At 73.1% G+C, this 16,590-nt stretch carries 16 protein-coding genes; 5 read left to right on the plus strand and 11 right to left on the minus strand.

Annotation, left to right across the window (positions count from 1 at the left end; genetic code table 11):
* Positions 1-9: 9 nt before the first annotated feature.
* On the minus strand, positions 10-1,329 hold the full coding sequence (locus tag HNR40_RS24230) for an alpha/beta hydrolase (RefSeq protein ID WP_184965017.1): 1,320 nt from the start codon (positions 1,327-1,329) through the stop codon (positions 10-12).
* Complete coding sequence (locus tag HNR40_RS24235) at positions 1,326-3,065, minus strand: glycoside hydrolase family 13 protein (protein WP_312896493.1); 1,740 nt, start codon at positions 3,063-3,065, stop codon at positions 1,326-1,328. The genes HNR40_RS24230 and HNR40_RS24235 overlap by 4 nt, the downstream gene beginning before the upstream one ends.
* A 134-nt stretch (positions 3,066-3,199) precedes the next feature.
* Between HNR40_RS24235 and HNR40_RS24240 the strand changes: the two genes are divergently transcribed.
* Entirely contained in the window at positions 3,200-4,231 is a 1,032-nt protein-coding gene (locus HNR40_RS24240) for a LacI family DNA-binding transcriptional regulator (RefSeq protein ID WP_184965021.1), read from the plus strand.
* 65 nt (positions 4,232-4,296) lie between these two features.
* Here HNR40_RS24240 and HNR40_RS24245 read toward each other — a convergent pair whose 3' ends face one another.
* The gene (locus HNR40_RS24245) at positions 4,297-5,472 is read right to left on the minus strand and encodes a sensor histidine kinase (RefSeq protein ID WP_184965023.1); all 1,176 of its coding nucleotides are present in this window, start codon (positions 5,470-5,472) and stop codon (positions 4,297-4,299) included.
* 137 nt (positions 5,473-5,609) lie between these two features.
* Between HNR40_RS24245 and HNR40_RS24250 the strand changes: the two genes are divergently transcribed.
* The gene (locus HNR40_RS24250; RefSeq protein ID WP_184965024.1) at positions 5,610-6,272 is read left to right on the plus strand and encodes a response regulator; all 663 of its coding nucleotides are present in this window, start codon (positions 5,610-5,612) and stop codon (positions 6,270-6,272) included.
* 268 nt (positions 6,273-6,540) lie between these two features.
* Here HNR40_RS24250 and HNR40_RS24255 read toward each other — a convergent pair whose 3' ends face one another.
* Positions 6,541-7,680: an MFS transporter gene (locus HNR40_RS24255; RefSeq protein ID WP_184965025.1), complete on the minus strand. Its 1,140-nt coding sequence runs from the start codon at positions 7,678-7,680 to the stop codon at positions 6,541-6,543.
* Positions 7,681-7,883: 203 nt separating this feature from the next.
* Between HNR40_RS24255 and HNR40_RS24260 the strand changes: the two genes are divergently transcribed.
* Together HNR40_RS24260 and HNR40_RS24265 are read left to right on the plus strand one after the other, a co-directional pair.
* Positions 7,884-8,303, plus strand: a complete 420-nt coding sequence (locus HNR40_RS24260) for a YciI family protein (RefSeq protein ID WP_184965026.1) — start codon at positions 7,884-7,886, stop codon at positions 8,301-8,303.
* Between the two features lie 8 nt (positions 8,304-8,311).
* Positions 8,312-9,541, plus strand: a complete 1,230-nt coding sequence (locus HNR40_RS24265; RefSeq protein WP_312896500.1) for an RNA polymerase sigma factor — start codon at positions 8,312-8,314, stop codon at positions 9,539-9,541.
* On the opposite strand, the gene HNR40_RS24270 is transcribed toward HNR40_RS24265, so the two are convergent.
* From HNR40_RS24270 to HNR40_RS24280, 3 genes are read right to left on the minus strand one after another with little or no spacing between them, the layout of a single operon-like run.
* Positions 9,538-10,335: a pentapeptide repeat-containing protein gene (locus HNR40_RS24270; protein ID WP_184965028.1), complete on the minus strand. Its 798-nt coding sequence runs from the start codon at positions 10,333-10,335 to the stop codon at positions 9,538-9,540. The genes HNR40_RS24265 and HNR40_RS24270 overlap by 4 nt on opposite strands.
* A gap of 25 nt (positions 10,336-10,360) precedes the next feature.
* Entirely contained in the window at positions 10,361-11,539 is a 1,179-nt protein-coding gene (locus HNR40_RS24275; RefSeq protein ID WP_184965029.1) for an RNA polymerase sigma factor, read from the minus strand.
* Positions 11,536-11,904, minus strand: coding sequence for a YciI family protein (locus HNR40_RS24280; RefSeq protein ID WP_184965030.1), 369 nt, complete (start codon positions 11,902-11,904; stop codon positions 11,536-11,538). Before HNR40_RS24280 ends, HNR40_RS24275 begins: the two co-directional genes overlap by 4 nt.
* Positions 11,905-11,962: 58 nt before the next feature.
* Here HNR40_RS24280 and HNR40_RS24285 point away from each other — a divergent pair, with 58 nt between their 5' ends.
* Positions 11,963-13,156, plus strand: a complete 1,194-nt coding sequence (locus HNR40_RS24285) for an acyltransferase family protein (RefSeq protein ID WP_184965376.1) — start codon at positions 11,963-11,965, stop codon at positions 13,154-13,156.
* Positions 13,157-13,356: 200 nt separating this feature from the next.
* On the opposite strand, the gene HNR40_RS24290 is transcribed toward HNR40_RS24285, so the two are convergent.
* The 4 genes from HNR40_RS24290 to HNR40_RS24305 form a co-directional block, all read right to left on the minus strand.
* The gene (locus tag HNR40_RS24290; protein ID WP_184965031.1) at positions 13,357-13,752 is read right to left on the minus strand and encodes a hypothetical protein; all 396 of its coding nucleotides are present in this window, start codon (positions 13,750-13,752) and stop codon (positions 13,357-13,359) included.
* 137 nt (positions 13,753-13,889) lie between these two features.
* Positions 13,890-14,990: an alcohol dehydrogenase catalytic domain-containing protein gene (locus tag HNR40_RS24295; protein ID WP_184965032.1), complete on the minus strand. Its 1,101-nt coding sequence runs from the start codon at positions 14,988-14,990 to the stop codon at positions 13,890-13,892.
* Positions 14,990-15,898, minus strand: a complete 909-nt coding sequence (locus HNR40_RS24300; protein ID WP_184965034.1) for a DMT family transporter — start codon at positions 15,896-15,898, stop codon at positions 14,990-14,992. The genes HNR40_RS24295 and HNR40_RS24300 overlap by 1 nt, the downstream gene beginning before the upstream one ends.
* Positions 15,899-15,970: 72 nt before the next feature.
* Complete coding sequence (locus HNR40_RS24305; RefSeq protein WP_221340748.1) at positions 15,971-16,585, minus strand: glycerol-3-phosphate responsive antiterminator; 615 nt, start codon at positions 16,583-16,585, stop codon at positions 15,971-15,973.
* Positions 16,586-16,590 lie beyond the last annotated feature (5 nt).

A 16,590-nucleotide genomic window follows, 5' to 3' on the forward strand; every position in this document is an offset into this window, starting at 1 on the left:
GGTCGCTCCTCAGGATCCGGCGTGCGGGTCGTTCTGGGCCGGATCGCTCCAGCTCGCGACGCGTACCCACACGCGCCGGTCCGCGTCGTGCCTCAGGGGGGTTCGGATGGGGAAGCCGTCGGTGTCGAGGCCGTCGCAGCGCCAGCCGCGCCCGACGGCGCCGTTCAGGCCGACGCCGCGCGGCAGCCGCCAGACGCCGTGGTGGACGCCGGGCGCGACCTTGGTGGTGACCAGGCCGGAGAAGTAGACGGGCGAGTCGCCGGGGGTGTCGAGGGGGACCACGACCGTGACGTCGAGCAGCGCGTCGGCGGCGCCGTCGACGACCGTGACCCGTTCGCTCACCTCCAGTTCGCCGGTGCGGGCGACGACCTGCGCGGCGCCGGCCTCGACGCCTTCGAGCAGGGCGTGGCCGACGCTCTTGAGCGGCCCGGCGGGCTGCCAGGTCACCCGCGCGCCGAGGGCCGAGTAGACGCAGCCGTCGGCGCGTTCTGCGATGGGCGCGACGTCGAGGTCCTGGCCGGTGGCGGTCTCGCCGCCGGTGCCCGACAGCAGGACGGGCGGGCCGGCCGTACCGAAGAGATGGAGGAGCGCGCTGCCGGCGCGCGCGGCCCAGGCGTCCTCGTGGTGCGGCGCGGACGGCTCGTGCAGGTAGCGCAGCTCGTCGTCGGGCGCGTAGCCGAGGTCGAGGAGGTGCTCCGCGAGCTCGCGGACCGGCCGGACCATGATGAGGCCCTCCATGCCGCCGATGTCCAGCCAGACCCGGCGCGGGCCGCGGGCGTCGAAGCGCCGGTAGACGGGGGTCTCTTCGAGCGTGCGCGGGTCCACGAAGACGAGGAACGGCGAGAGCGCGGCCACCAGGCCGAACACCTCCGGCCGCCGGAAGGCCAGGTGGTAGCTGACCAGCCCGCCCATCGACGAGCCCATGACGGCGGTGGCCGCCGGATCGGCGGTGACCGCGTAACGCTCGCGCAGCTCCGGCAGCAGCTCCTCGACCAGGAACTCCTCGTACAGCTCGCCCTTGCGCACGCCGTTGGGGTCGCGCGGGTAGGGCGCCACGTGCGAGTACTCGTTGCCGCGCTGGTCACCGGCATTGGAGACGCCGACGGCGACGAGCGGCGGCAGCAGCCCGCGCCCGATCAGGTCGTCCAGCGTCTCGTCCACCCGCCAGCTCGGGCTCAGGCCCGCCGCGGCGAACACGTGCTGCCCGTCCTGCAAGATCACCACAGGGTACGGCCCCGCCGCCGGGTCGTGGCCGGGCGGCAGGTAGACGAAGACGTCGCGGGAGTTGCCCAGCGCCCGCGAGCGTACGCCGGTCAGGGTTTCGATCATCGTGCGGTCTCCCAGATGTGGAAGGCGGGCCCGTCGGCGGGCATGGGCTCGCCCGGTGCGAGGTCGGGGGCGCCGAGCAGGCCGGCGAGCGCGGCGGGCGCGGGCATCGGGGCGTGGGCGTTCCTGCTGACCTGGATCAGCAGCGTCTCCCCCGGCGCCGCCCGCTCGAAGAGCACCACGTCCTGCTCGGCGCGCAGCCAGCGCAGCCCGCCGCGGCGCAGCGCCTCCCGGCCGCGGCGCAGCGCGATCAGCTCGCGGTAGAGCTGGTGGGTGCCGTGGTCCTGCGCGGCCGGGTCCCAGGGGAAGGGGCGGCGGCCGTCCTCCAGGTGCACGCCCTCGACGCCGACCTCGTCACCGGCGAACACCATGGGCAGGCCGGGCAGCGTGAACAGCAGGGCGGCGCCCAGGTGCTGGTGGTCGCGGCCGGCGATCGAGCGGAAGCGCGCGGTATCGTGCGAGTCGAGCAGCGTGAGATTGTGCGCGTGCGAACGCCAGGGGATGCGGGCGGCGTAGGCGCGCATGACGGCCGCCAGGTCGTGGCCGCCGTAGGCCGGGATGGGGCCCGGTGTTCCCCAGAACTCGGTGGAACGTTCCCGCGCCAGCCACGACCACACCGGGCGGGCGAAGCCGGCGTAGGCCATGGTCCCGTGCCAGCCGTCGCCGCGCAGCGCGGCCGAGGCGTCGAACTGGTTCTCCGCCAGCAGCAGCCTGCCGTCGCCGAGCGCCGCCCTGGTGGCGGTCGCGACCTGGGCGTTCAGCTCGACCGCGCCGTGGCGTCCGGCCGACTGGGCGACGTCGACGCGCCAGCCGTCCAGGCCGTACTCCCCGGGGTAGCGGGCGATCACGGCGTCCAGGCGGCGGCGCAGCTCCGCCGAGCGGTGGTCGAACTTGGGCAGCGTCTTCACCCCGGCGAAGGTGGCGTAGTCGTCGCCGTCGAAGTAGTAGAAGTCCCGTTCCCGGCTGGCGTGGTCGTTCCTGGCCTTGACGAACCAGGCGTGGGCGTCGCCGGAGTGGTTGAGCGTGATGTCGCCGATGACCCGCATGCCGCGGGCGTGGGCCTGCGCGGTCAGCGACTTCAGCGCCTCGTCGCCGCCCAGGAGCGGGTCGACGTGGTCGAAGGTGCTGGCGTCGTAGCGGTGGTTGGAGCGGGCGGGGAAGAACGGGGTGAGGTAGACGAGGTTCGCGCCCAGGGTCTCGATGTGGTCGAGGCGCTCGGCCACGCCCCACAGGTCGCCGCCGTAGATCTGCTGGAGGGCGTGCGGCCTGCCGTACGGGATGGGGTCGTCCCATTCGGCGGGGCGCGCCCACGACGGGAGGGGGCCGCGCGGCCGCTCGGAACGGGCGAACCGGTCGGGGAAGATCTGGTAGATCACCGCGTCGGCGGCCCAGGCGGGCGGCGGCGGGTAGGCGGTGAGGGTGAAGTCGGCGGCGTCGGTGACCTCGGTGCGGGAGAGTCCCGCGGCGCTCAGCCACAACGGCCCCGCGTCGGTGTGCAGCAGGAAGCGGTAGCCGCACTCGGGGTTGACCACCCGCAGCGTGGCCCGCCACCAGGTCTCCGACGGGGTGACGCGGTCGACCGTCGCCTCGGTGAACGCCGGCTCGCCGTCGGGGGCGCTGCGGACGAAGACGCGCCGGGTCCCCAGCGTGCCGGCCGTGCGGGCGAACACCTCGACCCGATCACCCAGTCCGGGCGAGGGGTCGGAGACATACAGCGGCGAACCGTCGTGGTGTGCCACTGTGTTGCAAAGTGTTTCCGGCTGGACCATGCTGTTAACGCTCCCTTTACCTGCTTTGATGGTCAGGAGCCTAAGCAGCCTCCCTCAGGTGCGGCAACGTCGCGCAACATGTTTCAACGGTTTCTGGAGTTCCCGTGGCACGACTGTCGGTTCGCACGATCGCCAAGCGCGTCGGCGTCAGCGCGGCGACGGTCAGCCGCGTGCTCAACGACCGTCCCGGAGTCGCGGAGGAGACCCGCGCCCGGGTGCTGCAGGCTATGCGTGAGCAGGGCATGGTCGCGCCCGCGCCGGTGTCGCAGCCGTTCGTCGGCATCATCGTGCCGGAGCTGGACAACCCCGTCTTCCCCTTGCTGGCCGGAGCCATCGAGACCAAGCTCGGCGGGCACGGCGTCACCGCGCTGATCGGCAGCTCCACCAAGCAGGGGCCCACCGAGCTCGACTACATCGCCTCCCTGGTCAGGCAGCGCATCCAGGGGCTCGTCCTGGTCTCGGGCCGGCACGCGAACCCCTCCGCCGACCACGGCTTCTACTGGCAGCTGCACCAGCAGCAGCTGCCGATGGTGCTGGTCGGCGGGCACGTGCCCGACCTGCCCGTCTCGACCGTCACCACCGACGAGGCCGCCGGGGCCGCGATGGCCGTCGCCCACCTGCGCGCGCTCGGCCACACCCGCATCGGCCTCGCGGGCGGTCAGGGCTACCTGCGTCCCTCCCAGAACCGCCTGCGCGGCTACGGCCGGGAGATGCGCCGCTGGTTCGGCTCCGTGGACGACGCCCTCTACGCCGAGACCGACTACTCGCTGACCGGCGGCCACGCCGCGGGCCTGCGCCTCATCGACGCGGGCGTCACGGCGGTCATCGCCGGCAGCGACCTCATGGCACTCGGCGTTCTGGCCGCCGCCCGGCAGGCGGGGCTGTCGGTGCCCGGCGACCTGTCGGTGGTCGGCTACGACGACACCTACCTCGCCGCGCACAGCGACCCGCCGCTCACCACCGTCCGCCAGCCGGTGGAGCAGATGGCCGGCGCCGTGGCCACCGCGCTGTGGGAACGCCTGCAGGGTTACCACACCCCCCACGTCGACCACGTCTTCCCACCCGCCCTGGTGGCACGCGGCTCCACAGGTCCCGCCCTCGTGACACGCCGCTCCACAGGCCCGGCCGCCCTTTAGGCGCGCGGCTCCACAGGCCCGGCCGCCCTTTAGGCGGGCGGGTCCACGGGGCCGCGGGCCTGACCTCACGCCTCGCCGGCGGCCAGGGGAAAGGTGGCGCGGACCACGAAGCCGCCGGTCAGCAGGGGTCCCGCGCTCAGCGAGCCGTGGTAGAGCTTCACCCGCTCGGTCATCCCGATCAGCCCGTGCCCGTCCGGCCCCGGCGGCGGGGCGCCGGGACGGCCGTCGTTGCGCACGCTCACGCTCAGCGTGTCGTCGGAGTACAGCAGCGACACCTCGGCCCGCGCCCCCGGCGCGTGCTTGATGACGTTGGTGAGCGCCTCCTGGATGACGCGGTAGACGCACAGGCTCATGCCCGACGAGAGCGCCCGCCGCTCGCCGTCCGCCGTCACCTCCGTCTCGACACCGGCCGCCCGCACGCGTTGCACCAGCCCGTCGAGGTGGTCAAGACTCGGCGCCGCGCTGTACGGCTCCGCGGTGCCGTCGTCCACCTCGATGCGCAGCACCGACAGCATGCGGCGCATCTCGGCCAGCGCCTCCCCGCTGGTCTCCGCGATGGTGCGCAGCGTGCCCTCGGCCGTGGCCGGGTCCGACCGGATGACGTAGTGACCGAGCCCGGCCTGGACGGACACGACCGACATGTGATGGGCGACGACGTCGTGCAGTTCGCGCGCGATGCGCACCCGTTCCTCGGTGACCGCCTGCCTGGCCGCCACCGCCTTCTCCCTGCGCAGCTGGTCGGCCAGGTCGGCGAGCTGGGCGTTGCGCACCTTGAGCGTGCGCATGCCGAACGCGAAGGCGACGGTCCAGCCGATGACGATGGTGGAGTACCAGACGGCCGCCCACTCCTGTCCCGGCAGGGCGTTGGCGTAGATCCACTCGGCCAGCGCGAGCGCGCCGGCGGGCAGGGCGGAGCGCCGGGAGTGGTGGACGACGACGGAGTACAACGCGAGCAGCGGGCCCATCGAGTTCGCCCCGTAGTGGAAGCCCAGGGCGTGATAGGCGAACGCGGCGGCGCAGGAGACCACCAGCACCGGCACTGGGCGCCGCCTGCGCCAGGTCAGCGGAAGGTTGACCAGGGCACAGAGCAGCAACGCGAGCGCGTCCGGCCGGCGGTCGAGCGGATGCGGGGCCAGCACCGGCCACACCCAGGAGCCCCAGGTCAGCGCCATGGCGAGCAGGCCGTCGACGAACGTGGGGCGTTTCCTGGCGAAGGCGACGAGGGCCGCGGGCGGGGGCATGGATCGCATCGTCACCGTTCGGCTTGATCGCACTGTGCTGACATGTCACGCTTTGCTGGAAGATCATGCTTTGCTGAAGATCATGGTTTGCTGGTAGACACGAAGGCCCCTCGGCGGACGACTGGCTGGTGACACTTATGATCAAGGTGCTGGTCGCCGACGATCAGATCCTGATCCGCGCCGGGCTGGCCGCCCTCATCCGCGCCGCCCCCGGCCTGGAGGTCGTCGGCGAGGCGAGCGACGGCGAGGAAGCCGTGGCCCTGGCCGCCTCCACCCGGCCCGACGTCATCCTGATGGACATCCGCATGCCCGTCTCGGACGGCATCAGCGCGACCCGGCAGATCCTGGCCGCCGCCGAGCAGCCGCCGCCCCAAGTGCTCATCCTGACCACCTTCGACATCGACGAGTACGTCTACCAGGCACTACGCGCAGGAGCGTGCGGCTTCCTGCTGAAGGAGACGCAGCCGGAGCGCCTGCTGGCAGCCATCCGCACCGTGGCCGCCGGCGACAGCCTCCTTTCTCCCGGTCTCATCCAGCGCCTCATCGAGACGTTCCAGCCCGAGCCCGACGCCGCCGGGCCCATCCCGGACCTGGCCCCGCTCACCAGCCGCGAGACCGAGGTGCTCACGCTCGTGGGCCGCGCCCTGTCCAACGGCGAGATCGCCGCCCGGCTGATCGTGAGCGAGGCCACCGTCAAGACCCATCTCAACCGGGCGATGGCCAAGCTGGGACTGTCCAGCCGGGCCCAGGCGGTCGCCTTCGCCTACGAGTGCGGCCTGGTGGCGCCCCGGCGCCAGTGACGGGCGCGCCGCCGCCGTGACCCGAAGCAGCCGGCCCCGCCCCCGTGCGGGCCGCCGAGCGAGCGCGTCACGTCGTGGCCGCGGACGGTCCCCGGTGCTTGAGGACGTCCGCGACAATCCAGACGCACACGAGGCTACGAGGCCCTCGCTTCCCCGCCCATACCGCGAAAGATCGAACATTCCCCTACGACTTCCGCGGTATACGGGTCAACCTTCCGCGGTAGGCCGGAGCCGGCGTTCAGGAGCGTCGCCGCCGCCCCGCGTCCCGTCAGCGACGGCTCGCCACCGCCATCACCAGGTACGGCACCGCCACCAGCGCGACCAGCACCCACGGCGCCGCCCACCCCGATCCGAACCCGTAGAAGGCGAACACCCCGAGCGCCGCCACCTCGGAACCCAGCCCGGCCATCGAGGTCACGGTGGCCCGCGCCTCGTCGCCGATCATGTCCTGCAGGCGCGCGTCCAGCACCGCGACAGCCCAGTAGAAGGCCGCGAACGCCACCGCGATCGCCGCGAACCCCGCCCAAAGCCCAGCCCCAGAGCCCCCGAGCCCCACAGCCCCGCTCGAAGCCGCGCCCCCGCCTGGGGCCCCAGTCCCGCTCAAGGCCGCGCCGCCACCTGAGGTCCCGCTCAAGGCCGCGCCGCCGCCGAGTGCCAGGGCGCCGGCCGCCAGGACCAGGGGCAGCAGCCGGGCGCCGTACCCGGCCAGCCAGCCGCCCGCCGCGATGCCCGCGATCACCAGCCCGACCAGCAACGGGATCACCGGCGTAGGGGCCCCGCCGGCGGCTGCCAGGAGCGGCAGGTACTCGTCGATCGAGGTCAGCCCGGTCACCGCCGCGAGGATCACCAGCATCCGGCCGACGGCCGGCGCCCGCCGTACCTCGGAAAGGCCGGTGCGCAGGACGGACAGGTAGGTCGCCTCGGCGCGCTCGGCGGCGGGCGGGTGTGACTCGGGCAGCAGCCTGCCGGTGAGGGCGCCGAGCAGGCCGATCGCGACGCTGGCCAGACCGACCGCCAGGTAGCCGCCGGCGGCGAGCACGGGTGCGGCCAGCAGGCTGGCGGCGACGGCGGCGACCGAGGCGAGCGCCTCGGAGCGGCCGATCAGCCGCGCGTAGTCACCGGCGCGGCCGAGCTCCTCGTAGACCAGTGCCTGCAACGTGCCCGACTGCATGGCCGACCCGGCGCCCCAGAGCACGAACCCGGCGGCGAACGCCCAGTACGACGGCACGAACGTCCAGAGCGCGAACCCGGCCGAGGTCACCAGCGGCGCGAGCACCAGCAGGCGCCGGCGGGAGAACCGGTCGGCCCACACGCTGGAGGGGATCTCCAGCAGGAACCCGGCCACCGACCAGATCGCGAACAGCGAGGAGACCTCGGCGGCCGACAGGCCGGTCTCGGTGAAGTACACCGCGTAGACCGGGTAGAAGAGGACGAACTCCGCGGTGAAGGTGTAGGCGTAGAGCCTCGGTTCAGGTCAATGTCGCCAACTCATGGCACCACGCTACAAAAAAGTTAGGGGAATCGGCCAGGATGTGTCGGAGCGGGCCGCGTGGCTCCGACGTCCCGGGTGAGAGGCGCCGCGGCGGCGCCGGTCACGAAAGAGGGAAAACCATGAAGTACATGATCATGCTCTTCGCTTCCCAGCAGGACTTCGACGCTCTGGCCGGCAAGGGCAGCGAGGGCAACCCCGGGTGGACCGCCGAGGACTTCGCCGCGATGACCGCGTTCATGGGGGCCTGGAACCAGGAGCTCGTGGAGTCCGGCGAGTTCGTCGACGCACGCGGGCTGACCGCCCCGGTCCACACCCGGCGGGTCGGCAACAAGGACGGCGTGCCGTTCGTCACCGACGGGCCTTACGCCGAGACCACCGAGGTGCTGGCCGGGTACACGATCGTCGAGTGCGCGAGCTTCGACCGGGCCACCGAGCTGGCCGCCCGGCTGGCCGACTGCCCGGCGCCGGGTGACGCGCGCGCCAGGGCTTATGCCGACATCCGGCCGATCGTCGACGGCGCCGACGACCACCTGGCCTAGTGGGGAGCATCCCGGCCGAGGACCTGCTGCGCGAGCTGGCGCCGCAGGTTCTCGGCGCGCTCGTGCGCCGCTACGGCCACTTCGACCTGGCCGAGGACGCCGTCCAGGAGGCGCTCATCGCGGCCGCGGGCCAGTGGCCGAAGGAGGGGCTGCCGGACAATCCGCGCGCCTGGCTGATCACCGTGGCGTCGCGGCGGCTGACCGATCTGCTACGCAGCGAGCAGGCCAGGCAGCGGCGCGAGGACGAGGTCGCCACCTGGGCGCTGCCGGAGGACTGGCTGTCTCCCGCGGCCGACCGGCGGCCCGCCGACGGCGACGACACGCTGATCCTGCTGTTCATGTGCTGCCATCCGGCGCTCGCGCCGAACCTCCAGGTCGCGCTCACCCTGCGCTCGGTCGGCGGCCTGACGACGCAGGAGATCGCCCGCGCGTTCTTCGTTCCGGAGCCGACCATGGGCCGGCGCATCACCCGCGCCAAGCAGCGGGTCAAGGCCAGCGGCCTGCCCTTCCGGCTGCCCGCCGAGGCCGAGCGCGGCGAACGGCTGGCGGCCGTCCTGCGCGTGCTGTACCTGATCTTCACCGAGGGATACGCGAGCACGTCCGGCCCGAGCCTGGTCAGAGCCGAGCTGGCGGCCGAGGCCATCCGGCTGGCCAGGATCGTGCACCGGCTGCTGCCCGGCGACAGCGAGGTGGCCGGGCTGCTGGCGCTGATGCTGCTGACCGACGCCAGGACGCTCGCGCGCGACGGCCCGGACGGCGAGCTGGTGCCGCTGGCCGAGCAGGATCGGACGCTGTGGCGCAAGGATTACATCGAGGAGGGGGTGGCGCTGGTCACCGGGGCGCTGCCCAGGGGACCGGCGGGGCCGTACCAGGTGCAGGCGGCGATCGCCGCGCTCCACGACGAGGCGCCGAACGAGCGGGAGACCGACTGGCCGCAGATCGCCGCCCTCTACGAGGTGCTCATGGAGCTGTCCGGCAACCCGATGGCCGCGCTCAACCACGCCGTCGCCGTCGCCATGTGCCGGGGCCCGCGCGCCGGGCTCGACCTGCTGGAGGAGCTGGGCGCCGATCCGCGCGTCTCTGGCCATCATCGGCTGCACGCCGTACGGGCGCATCTGCTGGAGATGGCGGGCGCGCGCGAGAAGGCGCGGGCCTGCTACGAGCTCGCCGCCGCCCGCACCGCGAGCCTCCAGGAACGGCGCTACCTGTACGGCAAGGCCGCCCGCCTGACCGGCTAACTCCAGTGATCGGGCCGGATCAGCGCGCTGGACAGCGTGGTGGCGGCGTCACCGGCGGCGGCGTTGACCTGGAACTGGGTCAGGAACAGGCTCCCGGCCAGCCGCGCGCCCCTGACGTCGGCGCCCCGCAGGTCCGCGCCGATCAGGTCGGCCTGGCGCAGGTCGGCCCCGCGCAGGTCGGCGCCGATGAGGTAGGCGCCGCGCAGGTTGGCCCCGCGCAGGTCGGCGCCCCTGAGCTTGGCGCCCATGAGGTCGGCGCCGCGGCGGTTCTTCTGCTTGCGGCCGCTCCCGGCGCGCACGAGCTCGCTGACCCGCGTCAGCAGCGCGTTGACCTCGCCGCGCACCTGCGCCACGTCCAGCTCCAGCAGGCGCTCCGGCTGCTGCCGGGTGAGGCCGTCGACGTGGTCGAACGCCTTGCGCAGCTCTTCGTGCACCGGCTCGGCGGCGGGGTGGCCGAGCGACTCGGCCAGATACCACAGCAGCTCGTGGAGCTGGCGCATCACCGGGAAGACGGCGAACATCTGCCCGGCCGACTCCCGCCGCCAGTCGACCCCGCCATAGGTGACCTGCGCGACCTTCTGCCCGGCGCCGAAGCAGTCGTAGACCGTGCAGCCGGTGAAGCCCTTCTGCCGCAGCCCCGCGTGGATGCCGCAGCCGAAGTCCTCCCGCAGGTTGGGACAGGGCCGGCCGGCCTCCTTCTCGATGGCGAAGTCCGCCGAGCGGGCGAACGGCAGAGCCACGCAGCACAGGCCGAAACAGTTGGCGCAGTCGGCGCGCAGAGAGTCGTCGAGCATGATGCCACGAGGATATCGCGCGCGCTCAGCGGGCACGGGACTCCAGATAGCGGCGTTCGGGCAGGCTGAGGGTGCGCTGGGCGGCGAGCCGGTACTCCTCGCGGGCCGCCTCGCGCTCGCCGGCCAGGTCGAGCAGATGGGCGCGGACGGCGTGCAGGCGGTGGTGCCCCGACAGCTCCGCCTCCACCTCGGCCAGGCGGTCGAGCCCGGCGCGCGGGCCGTGGACCATGGCCAGCGCCACGATCCGGTTGAGCGTCACCATCGGGCCGGGGGCCAGCGTGGCCAGCAGGTCGTACAGGGTGAGGATCTGCGGCCAGTCGGTCGCGTCCGTGCTGGGCGCCTCGTCGTGGAGCGCGGCGATGGCCGCCTGCACCTGGTAGGGGCCGATCGGGGCGCCGGCCAGGGCCTCGGTGACCAGTGCCACGCCCTCGGCGACGTGGTCGGCGCGCCAGCGTGTACGGTCCTGCTCGGCCAGCGGGATCAGCTCGCCGTCCGGGCCGTCGCGGGCGGGACGGCGGGCATCGGTCAGCAGCATGAGCGCCAGCAGGCCGGCCACTTCTGTGTCTCCGGGCAGCAGCGCGCGCAGCTGCCTGGTCAGCCGGATCGCCTCGCCGGACAGCTCCACCCGCTGCAGGTGCTCGCCGGAGCTGGCCGTATGGCCCTCGTTGAAGATCAGGTAGAGGACGTGGCGTACCGCGGCCAGGCGCTCGCCGTACTCGCCTTCCGGCGGCAGGACGAACGCGGCGCCCTTGATGCGCTGCTTGGCGCGGCTGATGCGCTGGGCCACCGTGCTCTCCGGCACCAGCAGCGCGCGCCCGATCTCCGCGGTCGTCAGGCCGCCGACCGCGCGCAGCGTCAGCGCGACCTGCGACGTCGTGGTGAGCGCTGGATGGCAGCACAGCATGAGCAGCGTCAGCCCGTCGTCCCCCGAGTGCGCCCGCGGTGGTTCCGGCGGCTCCAGCGCCGCCGCGTTCTCCTCGCGCCGCCGCCGCGCCGACTCCGAGCGCAGGACCTCGATCCGCCGCCGCGAGGCGACCGTGATCAGCCAGCCCTTGGGGTGGTCGGGCAGCCCCTCTTCCGGCCACTGAACGGACGCGGCCAGCAGCGCCTCCTGGACCGCGTCCTCGCAGGCGTCGAAGTCGCCGTAGCGCCGCACGAGCGCGCCCAGAACCTGGGGCGCCAGCTCGCGCAGCAGCTCGTTCACAGGAAGTCGCTCAGCTCGATGACCGGGCGCACCTCGATGCGCATGACCTGCGCCTCGGGCACCCGGGCCGCCGCCTCGATGGCCCGTTGCTCGCTCTCGCACTCGATCAGGTAGATCCCGGCCAGGTACTCCTTGACCTCGGCGAACGGCCCGTCGCTGACCACGATCTCGCCCTGGCTGACCGTGACCGTCTTGGCCGCCGACGGCTGGGCGAGCGCGGCGTTGGCGATCAGCTCGCCGGAGGCGGCCAGGTCGCCGGTGAGCTTCGCGTAGGCGTCCAGTCCTGCCGAGCGCTGCTCCACCGGGAGCGTGTCCCACACCTGGCGGGTCTCGGGGTTGCTGTAGATGAGGATCAGATACTTCACCCTGCCGAGGGTAGTCTCGCTGGCGCTACCCGTCGGTCAGGCGGACACTGGACCGGTGATGACCGCACGCGGCGAGCCGCTCTCGACGTCGCGGCCGGAACGGCGCACCGCCCTGGACGCCCTGCGGGCCATGGTCGTCGTCGGGCTGGTGTTCTTCCACTCCTCCCTGGTCTTCGACGAAGGCAGCGACTTCTACGTCAAGAACGCGGACACCACCAGCGTCACGATGATCTTCGCGGGGCTGGCGGTCGTGTGGGCGATGCCGCTGCTCTTCCTCATCGCCGGCGTGGGATCGTGGCACTCGCTGGCCAAGCGCGGGCCGGGCGGGTTCGCGCTGGAGCGGCTGCGCCGGCTCGGCGTGCCGCTGGTCTTCGCCATGGTCACGCTGCTGCCGATCCCGCAGTGGCTGCGGTTACGCTCCCAGCCCGGCCACCACGAGTCCTATTGGCAGTTCCTCCCCGACTTCTTCACGATTCACCTGGAGTGGGGCAAGTTCCCCTTCGTGCTGCAGGGGCGCTACTTCGAGACCGGGCACCTGTGGTTCGTCCTGCTGCTGCTGACGTTCGCGCTGCTGCTGGCGCCGCTGGTGCGCTGGGTGCCGGCCGCGCGGGCGCGGGCCGTCTGCGAGCGCATGGCCGTGCTGGCCGGGCGGCGCGGGGCCGTCCTGCTGCCCGCCCTGCTGCTGGGGGCCGCCTGCGCGCTGCTCGGCATCGAGCAGGAGTACGGCGGCTGGCACCACTGGACGTACCTGCTCTTCTTCGCCTGCGGCTTCGTGATCGCCGCCGACGGCCGCTTCCGCGAGGCGATGCGGCGCGACGCCAAGCTCGCGCTGACCGCCGGGATCGTCTTCTTCGTCGCGGGCTCGCCCGCTTTCATCATCGCGGGCGACGAGACGTTCTCGGCCATGACGCCGTTCGCGATGGGCGCCAGAGTCCTGTACGGCGCGGCGGGCTGGTCCTGCGTCGCCGCCATCATGGGCCTGCTCGACCGCCCCCGCTCCCCCGCCGCCTCTCCCCCTTCAGGGGGCGGTGGGCGATTTTACGCTTACCTGGCGCCCGCCGTACTGCCGCTGTACGTGCTCCACCAGCCGATCGTGGTCATCGTCGCGTTCTTCGTGGTGTCGTGGCACCTGCCGCTGGCGGTGAAGCTCGCCGTGGTGGTGCTGGCCTCGCTGGCGATCATCTTCACCGTGTACGACGTGGTCGTCCGGCGTACCAAGGTGACCCGGTTCCTGTTCGGCATGCGCGTCTAGCCCGGCTCTGAGGGCGGCGCTGGTGTGGCCCGCACGCCGAGGCCCCGGCCGTACGGCGGCCGGGGCTGCTGCAGGAGCGGCGGCGGGACGGGCCGCTGCGGTAATCGCGCATCCACCCCGCCAGCGTCCCTCCCGCGGCTGGAAACCGGCTGGGTGATGAGCTGGCAGAAGCCTGCGAATCGTCTGCCACCCGCCTTCGGTCACCCGTCGGCGCAGCGCGGCGGATAGCAGGCGAGCTGCTTGGCCGCCCCCCGGATCGCTCCAGGCGCCTGCGGCGCGACGGGACACCACGGCGGCGTGCACACGGCAGGCGCCGGATCCGCCTTGGGACAGAACGGCGGCGCGCACTTGTCGGCCGTCGTCACCGGCTGGCCGCAGAAGGGCGGCGGGCATGATTCCCGGTCTGCGGCCGACTCACTGCAGAAGGGCGGCGGGCAGGGTTCCGGGTCTGCCGCCGGTTGGCCGCAGACCGGAGGCATGCAGGGCGCGGGGACGCTGGAGGCCTCCCACGGCAGGGCGTTGGCCACGCCCCCTCCGGCGAGCAGGCAGAAGAGGATCGCCCCGGCGGTGACGACGAGACGGCAGGCGGTGCGCATGAAAGGTGTCCCTTCGTGAAAGCAGGTCCGAACACACGGCCGGGCCCCCTCCTAAGGACGAGCCCGGCGCCTGATCAGCGTAGGAACCGCGCGCCGGGCCGTTCGAGGACTTTCACGCAGGCGTGAAACACCGTCGGCTAATGGTCGAAGATGATGAGCTGCCGCAGGGTGGTGCCGTCCGCCAGGTGGTCCATCGCCTCGTTGACGGACTCCAGGCCGATTCTGGCCGACACCAGCTTCTCCACCGGCAGCCTGCCCTCGCGCCACATCCGGGCGAACACCGGGACGTCGCGGGCGGGCAGCGCCGAGCCCAGGTAGCTGCCGACGATGCTGCGTCCCTCGGCCACCAGGGCGAGCGGGGAGATGGCGGCGCGGGCCTGGGGCGCGGGCAGGCCCACGCTGACGGTGCGGCCGCCGGGGGCGGTCGCGGTCACCGCGGTCTCGAACGCCCTGGCGCTGCCCGCCGCCTCCACCACGACGTCGGCTCTGGCCGGCAGGTCGGCCGGGCCGTACACCTCGTGCGCGCCCAACGCGCGGGCGGCGGCGAGCTTGGCCGGGTTGGCGTCCACGCCGACGACCCTGACGTCGTCGAGGGCCAGCGCGGTGAGCAGCGCCGCCATGCCGACACCGCCCAGCCCGACGACCATGACGCTCTGCCCGGCGCGTGGCCTGCCGACGTTGAGCACCGCGCCGCCGCCGGTCAGGACGGCGCAGCCGAGCAGGGCGGCCACCTCGGGCGGTACGTCGTCCGCGACCGGGACGACCGAGCGATGGTCGACCACCGCGTGCGTGGCGAACGCGGACACCCCGAGGTGGTGCAGCACGCGCGCGCCGTCGCGGTGCTGGCGGACCGCGCCGCTCAGCAGGGTGCCGTCGTTGTTGGCGGCGCTGCCCGCGACGCAGGGCGTGATGCCGCCGGTGGCGCAGCCGTCACAATCACCGCACCTGGGCAGGAACGTCATGACGACGCGCTGCCCGGGAGCCAGGTCGCCGACGCCGGAGCCCGTCTCCTCCACCACGCCCGCCGCCTCGTGGCCGAGGAGCATGGGCAGCGGCCGTACCCTGTTGCCGTCGACCACCGACAGGTCCGAGTGGCACACGCCGGCCGCCTCGATCCGCACGAGCAGTTCGCCCGGCCCCGGCGGATCAAGCTCAAGATCACAGACCGACAGCGGCCGCGACTCCGCGTACGGCCGCGCCCGGCCGATCTCCTCCAGGACAGCTCCGCGAATCCGCATCAGATCGCCCTTCTTGTCGCGAGGTTGGCCATCAGCACCCCGCAGCCGCCCAGGACGAGCCCGGCGACCGCGAGCGGGGACAGCGGCTGCCCGGCGAGTGACCAGGCCAGCACCGCGGTCACCGCGGGGGTCAGGAAGAACAACGTGCTCACCCGGCTGGCCGGCGCGCGCAGCAGCATCCGGTTGAGGAGGATGAACGCGGCGATGGAGTTGACCAGCGCCATCCAGCCCACCGACAGCCCGAAGGCCGTCCAGTCCGAGACCCGTATCGGCCCGATGGCCAGCCAGGCCAGCCCGGCGACGGGCGCGCTGACGAGCAGCTGGACGGCGGTGCCGCTCAGGGCGTCCATGCGGGGCACGTACCGCTGCTGGTAGAGGGTGCCCGCGCTGAGCCCGGCCAGGCCGAGCAGGCACAGCGCCACCCCGGATGCGGACAGGCTGACCCGGTCGGCGACCGCCAGCACCACTCCGGCCAGGCCGAGCCCGAACCCGAGCCACTGCCCGGCGCCGATCCGCTCGCCCAGGAAGCGGGCTGCCAGCACGATGACGACCGGGTTCAGCCCCTGCACCAGGGAGACGACGGCGGCCGGCAGCCCGGTGCCGAGCGCGCTGAAGAAGGCGCCGAACTGCACGGCCTGGATCAGCAACCCGGCCACGGCCACGTGTGCCAGGGCCCGTCCGCGCGGCCAGGGCGCCCGCCTGACCAGCGCGTACCCGCCCAGCAGCAGCCCGGCGACGGCGAACCTGGCGAACATCAGCAGCAGGGGCGGCGCCGCCTTCACCCCCGGGATGCCGGCGATGAACGCGCTGCTCCACAGCACGACGAACACAGCGGGCGCCGGCGACCACCCGGAAGGCCACCGGACCCGCCGCGCGGGCGCGGTCTCCCGCACGGGGGCAGAGGTCATCGCAGGGTCCTTCCACAAAAGATCGCAGGGGTCCTTCCACGAACCGTGCAGCACGAAGCACGGAGGCGGATCTCAGGAGGCGCGCAGCGAGGAGCGGCGCAGGTCCCACAGCTCCTCGTCGGAGGTGCACACCCCGACCGCCCCGTGCTTCAGCGCCGCCACCACGTCGTCCGCGCTCTGCACGAACCCCGCGGCCAGGCACGGCACCCCGACCTCCCTGATCTGCCGCTCGACGTGCCGCAGCACCATGGCCGGCATGACCTGCACCAGGTCGGGCTGCGAGCGGGTGATGGACTGCAGGCTGCGCCGCAGGTTCGACCGGTCGGTCACGAACACCTTCTGCATGGTCAGCAGTCCCAGCCCGGTGGCCCGCTCGATCATCGCCTGCCGGGTGGAGCAGATGCCGACCGCCCCGATCCCCTGCAGGTACGCCAGCGCCCCCGGATCGTGCCCGAGCCCCGGCGTCGAGTCGATGTTGACGAACCCGATCTTCCCGGCCTCGACGGTCAGCCCGACCGTAGCCGCCAGGTCGCCGAGCGGGATCGAGGCCAGGATGCCGAGCGGCGTGGCGGTGGAGGAGGTGAACCGCTCGGCCATCTCCACGCCCACCAGCGACGCCATGACGGGATGCTCGGCCAGGGCGGCGAGCAGGCGCCGGTCCATGGGGCGCTTGTGGCGAGAGTTCACCGCAT

The organism is Nonomuraea endophytica (genome assembly GCF_014203235.1).
GTDB lineage: Bacteria > Actinomycetota > Actinomycetes > Streptosporangiales > Streptosporangiaceae > Nonomuraea > Nonomuraea endophytica.